Raw genomic sequence first — 11,673 nt, 5'->3', positions numbered from 1 at the left:
CGAAGTAAGAGGCTGGAACCTTCACCTCATTTCGGGACGTCACACTAGGGGGTGCTGGGAGGGACCGCAGGGGGAGGGGTGGGAGAGGCATCCGGCACATCTGGCACATCTGGCGCATGCGGGAGCAGGGCAAAGCGCCGGTCAATGCGGGAGCGGATCCGTGTCAGTCGGTCTGCATAGCGCTCCAGCGGTTGCCCTTGCGGCCCCTCTCCTTGCAGCCGCATGGCCAGGGTGCGGAGACGGTATTGCTCGACGCCATCCGGGGTAGTGTGTTTGAATTGACGTTGGGCTGCCTGCACGGCGCTGAAGGGCATGGAATAAAACGGATGCTTCGTCACGTCATCGAGCAGGCGGGCAGCCTCGGCGCGCAGCCCGGGCGCAGCGGGGGATTGGATCAGCTGGCGAAGCAGGGCGAGGCGGGAGTCGAGGTCCCGATGCAGCAACGCCAGGGCGGCTGGCGAGTGCACCAGGAAAATCCGCCGCCAGACGGTGGGAGCCAGGAGGGTTTGCAATATCTCCAACGCCTCCCGGGGGTGGCCGGCGGCAAGCAGCAGCCTGGCCAGACGGGTGAGATCCAGATCGCGCCCCAGATGCTGCGCCAGGCCGGCAGCGTCCCACAGGGCCAGCCGCATGCGCTGCAGGGCGATGGCTTCTGCCGGCCGCCCTGCATGGAGCAGCGCGCGCGCCACGCCCGAGGCCTCGGCCTGGATGACCAGCCTGGGCCAGGCAGGCCCCCAGGCGTCCAGGGCCTTGCGCAGGATGTCCCGGGCCCGGGCGGCGGCCGCGTCCAGCTCGGCCGGGTCCTCCTGTCCGCGCCCAGCCGCATCCGCATCAGGCCCAGTCGCAGAAGTGGCAGGCCCGGGATTTTCAGTCATGGAGGCTTCCGCTGCAGGAGATTTCTCTGTCGGGAAGTCCATGCCCGTTTCCTGCAGCTGCATGCGCAGCACGTCGGGGTGTGTCGGCCCCAGCTGGACCTGCCCCAGGCGAATGGCTGCGGCGATGCTCTGGCGGGCACCGTCCACTTCCCCAAAATGTGCCTGCACCGTACCCAGCATGCCCAGGGCCTTGATGTGCGCGGGATGCTCGGGCCATAGCGCCAGGGAGACCACCTCCAGCGAGCGCGTGGCGTTGCCAAGTGCGGCGGCCTTGTCCTCACGCAGCATGGCCAGCGAGGCCAGGACATTGTAAAAGGACTGCGTATTCAGGTGCGCTGGTCCCAGGGCCTGGGCCACGACGTCCAGGGCGGTTTCAAACCACTGGGAGGCCTGCTGAAGATCGCCTGCCTGGATCCAGTGCTCGCCCAGGGCGCTCAGGTACGGGACGAGCGCGGGGTTGTGCGGGCCAAAAGACTGGGTGGCGTTCTGCAGGGCCAGGGTGTGCGCCTGCCATGCCTCCTCGAATTCCAGCAGCGCATCATGCAGGTGGCCCAGCTGGGCCAGGGGGAGTGCTGCGTCGTCGCCTGCCTGGGTCACCAGCGCCCTGGTTTCCGCAAGGGCCTGGGAAGGCTGGCCGCTCCAGAACAGCGCTTCCGCAGCCTGCAGTTGCAGCTGCAGTTGCGCGGCGGCGGGCAGCGCCAAGGCCAGCCCGTGCCTGCCAAGGCAAACGCCGCCAAGGAGCAGCGTCGTGATCAGGAGACGGTAAACCCGTGAAGAGCGGAGCATCATTCCTCGATGTACCGCCGGGGTCTAAGCCAGATGGCCGTTGCGGCGCACAGGCTGGCGAGCACCAGACAGACGCGGAACATGAAGCCCCTGGGTGACTGAAACAGGGCCGGCGCCACGGGGCCATCGCCATCGTTGGTCAAAAAGAGTGCAATAAATGAGCGCAGGAATTCCGGTGCATCCGGGAGTGAGAATCGCCTGGGCTTGTGGAAGAGATACTGATAGTGCGGATAGCTCTCGTACACCTGGGAAAAAACCTCGGGGGAGGCGACGATATCCGCCACCGAGGCCACCCGGCCGTCGCGGGTGCGCCAGACAAATGCGCGGTCCGACGGTGCGATGACCTTCCAGCGGCCTTCGTCATAAAATTCCACAATGTTGTGCCCGCCGCCAAGTCCGCGTTCATCGGCTTCCAGGTATAACGGGCGCGCCGGGACATTGAGTCTTTTGAGAGCCAGAATGAGCGTGCGGGACATGGTGGTGCAGGGCCCGTAGCGCGAGTGCTGTTTGAGGCCGAACCCGCCATACTTGAGCGCGGTGGCTGCACTGACGTTAAAGGGCGACATGCTTTCCAGCAGTTCGTACCAGTCCAGCATGTTCGCATCGAGGGGGGCATTGGTGCGCAGGAAAATGGCCTGAGCCAGGGCGATGGCCAGGGCCTCGGCGCGGGTATTGGCCGGCGGCCCTAGGGAAACCTCGTCCACCGCCGGCAGGGTCTCGCGAATCAAGGTATCCAGAAGCTCCGCCCGCTCCCGAATCCTGCCGGTGAAAAAAATACAGCCAAAGAGCATCACGAAAAAGCCGATGCCCGCTGCAAAAAAACCCGCCGTACGCATGCTGCTGATCCTCGATTCCCCCAACCTCGCCACCGCCAGCATTCCTCATCTTTCGCAAAAAATCAATCCGTCGTGCGTGTCGGGGGCGTGCCATGGCCGCCTCCCCCGGGAGTTTCGATGCGCAGGATGTCGCCGGCTTCCAGGTGCAGCCGGCATTTGCCCGGCACCTCGACGGGTGACGAATCCGGACGCAGCAGCAGCGTGCAGCCGGGCTGGCCGGGGAGGCCGCCGTCCAGGCCCCAGGGGCCATGGGTGCGACGCTCGGTCAGCAGGGTGGCCTCCATGGGGGCCAGGGCTTCCAGCTCGCGGACAAGGCCGTCACCACCGCGATGCCGGCCCGCGCCGCCGGAGCCCTGCCGCACGGCCAGACGGCGGACCCGCAGGGGGCAGGCGTATTCCAGGGCCTCCACGGGCGTATTCAGGGTGTTGGTCATGTGGGAATGCGCGGCGGACGCGCCAGGGCCGTGAGCCGAGGCCCCATGCCCGCCGGCCAGGGTTTCGTAGTAGGCAAAGGCCTGGCCGGTGCGGGGATCGACGCCGCCCAGGGTCAGATTGTTCATGGTGCCCTGGGAGGCGGCGGGAAAGCGGCCCGGCGCGGCCTTGCTCAACGCGCCCAGGAGCACATCCACGATGCGCTGGCTGGTTTCCACATTCCCCCCGGCCACGGCAGCCGGAAAGCGGGCATCCACCACGCTGCCGGGCCGGGTATGCACCGTCACCGGCCGGAGGCAGCCGGCGTTGGTGGGCGCGCCCGCGGGCAGCAGGCAGCGCAGCACGTAGAGCACGCAGCTCAGGGTGATGGCCCGCACGGCGTTGACCGAGCCGGCCACCTGATTCGCGGACTCGGCAAAATCAATCTCCATGGTGTCGCCCCGGATGTGCAGGCGGACGCGGAGGGGAATGTCCGTCGCGCCGCAGCCGTCGCCGTCGAGGACATCCTCAAAGGTGTGCTCGCCATCGGGCAGGGCCGCGATGGCGCTGCGGCAGAGGGCCTCGGCATACTCCTGCAGGGCGGCGGCCATGGCGGTCATGGTGTCGGGGCCGTGGGCCTGCATCAGGGCCTGCAGGCGGGCCACGCCGGCGAGGTTGGCCATGATCTGGGCGGCAAAGTCCCCCTCGCGTTCGGCCGGCGTGCGGACATTGGCCAGAATCAGCGCAAGCAGGGACCGGTCAACCTCGCCGGCGCGGACCAGCCGCAGGGGCGGGATGATCAGTCCTTCCTGAAACAGCGAGGAGGACAGGGGCATGGACCCCGGGGACATGCCGCCCACATCGGCATGGTGGGCCCGGTTGGCCACGTAGAAGCGCGGGGCGGATTCGCCGGGGACGTAGACAGGTGCCACCAGGGTGATGTCCGGCAGGTGGGTGCCGCCGCGAAAGGGGTCGTTGCACACGGCCATGTCGCCGGGCTCCAGCCGGCCCAGGGCAGGGTCCTGCATCACGGCCAGCACGGACAAGGGCATGGATCCCAGGTGCACGGGAATATGGGCCGCCTGCGCGGCCAACCCCCCGGCAGCGTCGCACACGGCGCAGGAAAAGTCCCGGCGTTCCTTGATGTTGGGGGAGAAGGCCGCGCGCATGAGTGTGCCGCCCATCTCTTCGGCCGCGGCGGCAAAGCGGTGGGCAAAGACCTGCAACGCGATGGGCAACGCGATGGGCAACGCGATGGGCGAGGAGCGGTGCGGGGGCGTGCTCATGCTGTCTCCAGGAGCAGATTGCCGTAGGTGTCCACCCGGGCCTGCCAGCCAGGGGGGAGGATGGTGGTGGAGGAATATTCCACCACCACTGCCGGTCCGGCGAGGCGATTGCCCGGTTGCAGCCGCTCGCGTTGCCAGATGGCGGCGGGATGGGCCTGCCCGGCAAAGACAACGGGCCGCGTGGCCAGATGGGCGCCCGGCGGTGGCGCTTCACCGGCCAGGGGCAGGGCCGGCAACGCAGGGCGGGGCAGACGGCCCTGGGCCCGGACGCGCAGGGTGACAATCTCCATGGCCCGGCCGGGCACGGCCGCGCCATATGCCGCGGCGTGGCGGGCGTCAAAGGCGGCCCGCAGGGCGATTTCGGGGGATGCTTCCTCCTCTCCCGAACCGTTCTTCTTTCCTGCAACGCCTTCCCAGGGTACGCCCAGTTCGAAGCTCTGGCCCTGGTAGCGCATGTCCAGGGTGCAATCCAGGGAGATGTCCGCCTCGGCCACGCCTTCGGCCCGGAGTTCGTCCAGGGCCTGGGCCATCAGCGGGGCGAAGGCCTCGGGCAGGGCGGCGGCGGTGGCGGGGGTGAGGGGCAGCATCACCGTGCGGGAGTAGTCCTTGAGCACGTCGGCCAGGAGCATGCCCAGGGCGGAAAAGAGGCCGGGATGCTGCGGGATGAGAACCCGCGGCACCCCCAGGGACGCCGCCAGAAACGCCGCGTGCAGCCCGCCCGCGCCGCCGAAGCAGAGCAGGGTGCACCCCCGCGGGTCGTGCCCCCGTTCCACGGAAATGACCCGCAACGCCCGCTCCATGGCGGCATTGGCCACGTCCAGCACCCCTTCGGCCAATTCTTGCGGGGGGATGCCAGCCTGCTTGGCCAGGGCCTCGGCCACGGGCAGGATGCGGTCCCTGTCCAGACGCATGGATCCGCCCAGAAAAAAGTCCGGCTGCAACCGGCCAAGCAGGCAGTTGGCGTCGGTCACGGTCAGTTCCCGTCCGGTTCCATAACACACGGGTCCGGGCTCCGCGCCGGCGCTCCGCGGACCGACCTGCAGCGCCCCGCCGGCATCCAGTCGGGCGATGGAGCCGCCACCCGCGCCCACGGTGTGTATATCCAGCATCGGAATGCGCACGGGCAGCCCGGCGATCTGGGTGTGCGTGGTCATGGACAGGCCGCCATGGAGCAGGGACACATCCGTGGAAGTGCCGCCCATATCAAAGGTCAGCAGCCGGTCAAACCCCGCGGCCTGCCCCACCTGCCAGGCCGCGGCCACACCGCCGGCCGGGCCGGAAAGGATGGTCCGCACCGGCTCGCGGCGGGCCGTGCCCGCGCTGATGGCCCCGCCGTTGGACTGCATGATCCGCAGACTGTCCCCGGTGCGCAGGGAGGCTTCGATGTTGGCCAGGTAGCGGTCCATCTTCGGGGCCACATAGGCATTCACCGCCGTGGCGCTGGCCCGTTCATACTCCCGGAATTCGCCCAGGATGCGGTGGGAAAGGCTCACGGGCAGGCCCAGGGGGGCCAGGGCGTCGGCCACGCGCAACTCGTGTGCCGGATTGACGAAGCTGTACAACAGGCACACGGCCACAGCCGCCACGCCACTGGCCGCCAGGCCATCCGCGATGGCTGCCAGGGCAGCCTCATCCAGGGGCTCCAGCTCGCGGCCCTGATGGTCCAGCCGGCCGGGCAGGCCGAAACAGTGCGCCGGCGCGATGCAGGGCAGCTCGGGCCGGGCAAAGAGATCGTAGAGCTCGGGCCGGTTCTGACGGCCAATGCGCAGCAGGTCCTCGAATCCGGCGTTGACGATGAGCGCTGCCGGCCCGCCGCGGCGTTCCAGCAGGGCGTTGGTGGCCACGGTGGAGCCGTGGCGGATGTGGCGAGAGCGTCCGGCCTCCGAGCCACTCAGGGCCAGCACGCCCTCAATGACCGCCCGGGCCGGGTCCTGCGGCGAGGAGAGCCGCTTGTGGGCGCGCCATTGACGGCCGTCGTGACAGAGGCAATCGGTAAAGGTGCCGCCGGTGTCCACCCCAAGCACAAGGTCAGCGTTCATGAAGGCCGGCATGGCAGAAAGCCTGGGGGAAGGCAAGGCACCGGCGCAGCGGGAAGACGGGATGTTGCGTTGAGATTTGCAAATTTGTTATAATTTCCGCACAACAATTGACAGTTCCGTAAATGATCAGAAAAATGTTTGCTGATTCCTCAACTATTTCAGTGTTTCAAAGTTGGCATCTTTTTTTCATCTTTCGTGTCTCACTGGCTGGCGCAGCTGCGCCTTTTCGCAAGCACCTGGGATGCGGAGGCTTCCACTCGGATCATGGACGGGCACGCCATTTTTGCCACGGTGGAGGCGCTTTGCAGCTTTGGGGCCCGCTGGATGGGATCCCAGGCCGTGGACCGCGTCAAAGGGTTCCTGAGTCAGGAGATGGCCGCCATCGGCCTGTCCCTGGGCCGGCAAAAGTTCCGGTTCCGCAATTATATCCTGGAAGAAGCCATAGTTCGGGTGCAGGGCCCGGCAGGTGACAAGCGGGAACTGGTCTGCGAGCCAGTGGCCTGCTCGCGGCCGGGGCAGGTGTCGGCCGTCCAATTGGTGCAGGGAATTGCCCCGGGAGGCCAGGCGGGCCAGAAAAATCAGGCCACCCCGGCGACCCCGGTTCCACGTGGCGCGGTGCATTGCCTGCGCGGACGGGACCCGCACCGCGACTACGCCACTGCCTGCGCCCGGCGCGCCGGCGGGGCCATCCTGGCCACGGATCTTTCCGGCCACGCCATCCGCTGCGTGGCCTGCACCGGCGATGGATCCCAGGGCAGCATTCCGGCTGTCAGCATCTCCGGCCACGACGCCCACACCCTGTTCCAGCAGCTTGAACGCGGCCTGCCGCTGGAAGTGGACCTGGAAGTGCACGGCGGCATGCGTGATGCGGCCGCGGAGAACCTGCTTTTCTGTCTGCCCGGCGCGGTGCAGCCACCGGCGCTGATCATGGCCCGGTACGACAGTTTCTGGAACGGCGTGCAGGCCATGGACGGCGCGGCCGGGCTGGCCCTGCTGCTGCATCTGGCCCGGGAACTGTCCTGGGAGGCGGCCTGGGAGAGCTGGCGGGAAACGCTCTTTTGCGCCGCCGGCGCCCAGACTCTGGGCCGCCGCGGTGACGCCGCCTGTCGCGACGCCCTCCTGCGCCAGGGCCGGGCCCCGGCAGCCGTGCTGGAACTGGGCGCCCTGGGCAGCCGTGAAGGTCGCCTGGAAGTGGCTGCCAGCGCCGCCCTGCTGCCCCTGGCCCGCGAGGCCGCCGCTGCCGCAGGGGTACGTGTGGAGCAGTGGCGCGAGCTTGCCCCGGATGATCCGGCCGCTCTGCCCTGGCTGCGTACGCCGTTTGTGCGTCTTTCCGATGGTCAGGGAGACCCTGCCCTGCACACCCCTCTGGACGTGCCCTCCCGCCTGGGTACGGATGCGCTGGCCCGGGCGGCAGAATTATCCAGGGAAATCATCCGCCTGCTTTGCAGCCGCTGACGCGGGCAGGTCAGGCCCCGATCACCGGCAGGCGCTCGGGCGCATTGCGCGGCAGCATCACGCCTTCGGGGCCGATGACCAGCACCGGCCAGGTGACGTCCGGCAGCCGCACCACCGAGACGGGTACGCGCTCCGCCCTGGGTTTCCAGCCCTGCGGGATGAAGGCAAAGGTCCAGCCCTGGCCGGAAGCCTCAATCACTTCCGCCAAAAATTCGCCGGATTCGGAATCCGGATTCGGGCGCAACGCGGCCTCGCCGGGCTGCCGCTCCCCCTCGCGCGCGCCACGCGCGGCGTTGCGCAGGTGCGGCACGCTGGAGAAGATACCCCAGGTCATCAGTCCGATCACCAGCGTCCCCATGATCCAGCCCCCATGCAGGGTATACATGGCCATGCCGGCCATGCCGGCCAGGATGCCCGCGGACGCCCAGCGCATGCGTTGCACCAGGACGGGTGAGGTCATCTGTTGCAGCATTGCCATCTGCTCTTCGACAGTCTTGTTGGCCATGGGCGCCCCCTCCCTGCCAGGCAGCCTGCCTGCGGTGCGTTACGTTTTCGCGTCGGTTGAATCTGCGGACACGACCTCCAACAGGGCCAGGGTGGATTCCAGCAGGGCCGCCGTGGCCGGGCTGGAGGCGACGGCCGCCGCGGCGACTTCCTGGAAGCGCCGGTCGATGACAAAGGCGGCGAAGAGGAAGGCCGCCTCCTCAGGCCGACCGGGAAGCAGCCGGGCCGCGGGCTGCATGGGGTATTCCAGGCCCCGCAGGTAGGCCTGCAGGCAGTGGGAGAGCAGGGTGCGCGTCCAGACTGTGACCCAGGGCGCCAGCAGCGCCGCGTCCTCTGGCCGCAGCGTGCGCAGGCCGGCCAGCTGCTCGTGGGAGAGGCGCCACAGGGAGCGTTCCAGATCCGCCATGTCCCGCAGGCAGCTGCGCTTGAGGGCCCGTTCGGAAAGGGATTTGCTCTCGTCGCCATCCAGGTCGGCCAGAAACAGCTCCTTGCCGGTAAAGTGCAGGTGGTCCAGATGGCAGGCGCCATGGACCCGGATTTTGATGCAGTCCAGCTGCAGGGTGGCCAGACGCTTGAGTGTCTGGATGGTCCTGTTGCGCTGGCCCACCAGGGCCGTGGCCAGGGGCTGGACGGCCTCAGGCAGCAGGGGGCGTTGTTGCTCCAGGGTGGTGCAGGCGCTCTTCACGCCGCTTTGGATGCTCTGGAACACGGACCGCTGGTAGAGCAGGGAGAACGGCTCCGGCACAAAGGTCCGGCCCAGTTCCGGCCGGGCCAGGGCGCGGTGCAGGCCGGCCATGTATTCGCCCAGGCGCTGGAACAGCTCTAGCATGAAGCCGGGAATCCAGGCGGGGGCGTCCGGCTGGGCGCGCCCGGTGAAGATCTCCAGGGGGGACGCGCCCGGGGCTGGCTTGTCCAGGGCGGAACGGTCGGAAAGCAGGGTTTCCATGGCCGCCTGGAGCTGATTGCGGCAGAGATCCGCCAGGCTGGTCTCGGCATGGGGCTGGCGGTAGAGCATGGCCATGAGCACCGGGCGACCCGGCCCGGTCTGGCTGACGGCGGGCCGGTAGCTGAGCAGGCCGTGCAGCTCGGGCACGGCCGGATGGCTGCGCTGCGATGGGCCATGGTGCAGGGACTGGAGGGCCTTGAGCATCTCCACTCCGGGCCGGGGGCCCGCCTCGGTGCGGCTGTATATTTTGAGATGCAGATCACCCATCTCCACGCGGGCCATGTGCTGGTCCAGGGGCTGATAGACGGCGGCGGCCTGCTCGCCCAGGGCCTTGAGGGAAGTGTCCTTGCCATTGCGCCAGCGGAGGATTTCCAGTGTGCCGCGCGAGGCCTGGATGGTGCGCGATTGGGAGAAGTGGGAGAGGAAGGTATGCGCCGGGGCGTGGTCCGGCCAGCCCTCGCGCAGGATGCCGCCGCCCGTATCTTCGCCCTCGCCGGGGGTTGTCAGAAAGCGGCACAGGGTCAGGGGCTCGCGGCCGTCCATGTGGCGGTGGGCATCCTGGCCAAAGTGGGCGCTGACCAGCAGGTGCACGTACTGGCTGGGGCCGGCCGGGCGATCCAGCTGGATGATGAACAACCAGACGGGCTGGCCGTGGCCGCCCATGGGCAGGGCTTCCAGGAGTTCCAGGCGGCGCAGGTCGCGGTGCCGGGAGGCGATAATGCCTCGGCGTTTCAGATAATTCGGCAGGATGGAGGCTTCCAGCTCGTCCTTGGCCGCGCGATCCAGAAAGCCGCCGGGCTTGAGGGTCAGGGTGGCCAGGGGCGGCTGGGCCTGGGCGGCCATGCGTTCGGCGGCGCTGCGTTCCAGCTGCAGCAGCAGACTGCTGTGCTGGGTCAGGGTCAGGCTGTAGAACTCCTCCCCGGCCAGGCCGATGGCGGGAAAGGCGTTGCCGCTGAAGAGTTCCACCGGGGTGCAGCGCTTGTATTCGCGCAGATCCAGCCGCACGGCCTGGGGAAAGCGGGAAAGGTTGACCACCACGAGGATGGCCTCGTCGCCGTAGCTGCGGATGAAAGCCAGGACATGGGGATTGGCGTGCTGGACAAAGCGCAGGGTGCCGCGGCTGAAGCTGTCGTGCCGTTTGCGCACGGCAATGGCCCGGCGGACCCACCAGAGGAAGGAGGCCGGATTGCACTCCAGGTTTTCCACATTGACCGCTTCGTAATGGTATTCCGGGTCGATGATGACGGGCAGGTAAAGCTGCTGGGGATTGGTTTTGGAAAAGCCGGCGTTGCGGTCGGCGCTCCATTGCATGGGCGTGCGCACGCCGTTGCGGTCGCCGAGGTAGATGTTGTCGCCCATGCGGATTTCGTCGCCATAGTAGAGCACTGGGGTGCCGGGCAGGGTGAAGAGCAGGGTGTGCAGCAGCTCGATGACCCGGCGCTCATTGCCCAGCAGCGGGGCCAGGCGGCGGCGGATGCCCAGATTGATGCGGGCCCGCGGGTTGGGGGCAAAGCTGCGGTACATGCTCTCGCGCTCTTCGTCGGTGACCATTTCCAGGGTCAGTTCGTCGTGGTTGCGCAGGAAGATGGCCCACTGGCTGGTCTCGGGAATGGCCGGGGTCTGTTCAAGAATGTCGATGATGGGAAAGCGGTCCTCCATGCGCAGGGCCATGTACAGCCGGGGCATGACCGGAAAATGAAAAGCCATGTGGCAGGCCGGGCCGGTGTCATCGGGGCGAAAGTAGCGGGCGGCGTCCTCAGGCCATTGGTTGGCCTCGGCCAGGAGCATGCGGTTGGGGAATTTCCTGTCCACATGCGCGCGCAGTTCCTGGAGAAAAGCGAAAGTCTTGGGCAGGTTCTCGCAGTTGGTGCCTTCGGCTTCGTACAGGTAGGGCACGGCGTCCAGGCGCAGACCGTCCACGCCCAGGCCCAGCCAGAAGTCCACCACCTTGAACATTTCCTTTTTTACGGTCGGGTGTTCAAAGTTCAGATCCGGCTGGTGGGAGAAGAAGCGGTGCCAGTAATAGGCCTTGGCCAGGGGGTCCCAGGTCCAGTTGGAGGTTTCGGTATCCTGAAAGATGATGCGGGCCTGGGTGTATTTGTCCGGGGTGTCGCTCCAGACGTAGAAATCACGCTGGCTGGATCCCTTGGGAGCCCGGCGGGCGCGCTGGAACCAGGCGTGCTGGTCGCTGGTGTGGTTGAGGACCAGTTCGGTGATGACCTTGAGGCCGCGGGCGTGCGCCTGCTTCAGGAACTGTTTGAAGTCATGCATGGTTCCATAATCGGGATTGATGCTCAGGTAGTCGGCAATGTCGTAGCCGTCGTCGCGGCCGGGAGACGGATAGAAAGGCAACAGCCAGATGGCCGTGACGCCGAGGTCAGCAATGTAGTCCAGCTTTTTGGTCAGGCCGATGAAGTCCCCGATGCCGTCGCCATTGGCATCATAAAAGCTGCGGATATGGACTTCATAGAGGATGGCGTCCTTGTACCAGGTGGCGGTGCGGTCCGTGGGCATGCAGGGCTCCTTATTACAAGA

At 67.4% G+C, this 11,673-nt stretch carries 7 protein-coding genes; 1 reads left to right on the top strand and 6 read right to left on the bottom strand.

From position 1 onward, the window contains the following. Nucleotides 1-44 precede the first annotated feature (44 nt). The 4 genes from ACYQ00_RS05020 to ACYQ00_RS05005 all read right to left on the bottom strand — a co-directional run bounded on the left by ACYQ00_RS05020 (nt 45) and on the right by ACYQ00_RS05005 (nt 6,233). Entirely contained in the window at nt 45-1,577 is a 1,533-nt protein-coding gene (locus ACYQ00_RS05020; protein WP_460031069.1) for a tetratricopeptide repeat protein, read from the bottom strand. An 83-nt stretch (nt 1,578-1,660) separates the two neighbouring features. Continuing rightward, entirely contained in the window at nt 1,661-2,497 is an 837-nt protein-coding gene (locus ACYQ00_RS05015; RefSeq protein ID WP_460031068.1) for a hypothetical protein, read from the bottom strand. Nucleotides 2,498-2,559: 62 nt separating this feature from the next. Next, complete coding sequence (locus ACYQ00_RS05010; RefSeq protein WP_460031067.1) at nt 2,560-4,194, bottom strand: hydantoinase B/oxoprolinase family protein; 1,635 nt, start codon at nt 4,192-4,194, stop codon at nt 2,560-2,562. Beyond that, nucleotides 4,191-6,233 carry a hydantoinase/oxoprolinase family protein gene (locus ACYQ00_RS05005; RefSeq protein WP_460031066.1) on the bottom strand — a complete coding sequence of 681 codons (2,043 nt, stop codon included), beginning with the start codon at nt 6,231-6,233 and terminating at the stop codon, nt 4,191-4,193. Before ACYQ00_RS05005 ends, ACYQ00_RS05010 begins: the two co-directional genes overlap by 4 nt. A 264-nt stretch (nt 6,234-6,497) precedes the next feature. Between ACYQ00_RS05005 and ACYQ00_RS05000 the strand changes: the two genes are divergently transcribed. Then, nucleotides 6,498-7,688 carry a zinc-binding metallopeptidase family protein gene (locus ACYQ00_RS05000; RefSeq protein ID WP_460031065.1) on the top strand — a complete coding sequence of 397 codons (1,191 nt, stop codon included), beginning with the start codon at nt 6,498-6,500 and terminating at the stop codon, nt 7,686-7,688. A 10-nt stretch (nt 7,689-7,698) separates the two neighbouring features. Here the strand turns inward: ACYQ00_RS05000 and ACYQ00_RS04995 are convergent, their stop codons facing one another. Next, nucleotides 7,699-8,193: a hypothetical protein gene (locus ACYQ00_RS04995; protein WP_460031064.1), complete on the bottom strand. Its 495-nt coding sequence runs from the start codon at nt 8,191-8,193 to the stop codon at nt 7,699-7,701. A gap of 39 nt (nt 8,194-8,232) precedes the next feature. Further along, nucleotides 8,233-11,652 carry a maltose alpha-D-glucosyltransferase gene (gene treS, locus ACYQ00_RS04990; protein WP_460031063.1) on the bottom strand — a complete coding sequence of 1,140 codons (3,420 nt, stop codon included), beginning with the start codon at nt 11,650-11,652 and terminating at the stop codon, nt 8,233-8,235. Between the last annotated feature and the right edge of the window lie 21 nt (nt 11,653-11,673).

This window comes from Megalodesulfovibrio paquesii (assembly GCF_054653055.1).
The sequence above is the reverse complement of the archived record's forward strand: the minus strand, read 5'-3'. Positions and strand labels throughout refer to the sequence as shown.

Bases quoted from the DNA above. Each gene is read 5' to 3' on its own strand.
- ACYQ00_RS05015 (WP_460031068.1), bottom strand. From the start codon at position 2,497: ATGCGTACGGCGGGTTTTTTTGCAGCGGGCATCGGCTTTTTCGTGATG.
- ACYQ00_RS05010 (WP_460031067.1), bottom strand. From the start codon at position 4,194: ATGAGCACGCCCCCGCACCGCTCCTCGCCCATCGCGTTGCCCATCGCG.
- ACYQ00_RS05005 (WP_460031066.1), bottom strand. From the start codon at position 6,233: ATGAACGCTGACCTTGTGCTTGGGGTGGACACCGGCGGCACCTTTACC.
- ACYQ00_RS05000 (WP_460031065.1), top strand. From the start codon at position 6,498: ATGGACGGGCACGCCATTTTTGCCACGGTGGAGGCGCTTTGCAGCTTT.
- ACYQ00_RS04995 (WP_460031064.1), bottom strand. From the start codon at position 8,193: ATGGCCAACAAGACTGTCGAAGAGCAGATGGCAATGCTGCAACAGATG.
- treS (WP_460031063.1), bottom strand. From the start codon at position 11,652: ATGCCCACGGACCGCACCGCCACCTGGTACAAGGACGCCATCCTCTAT.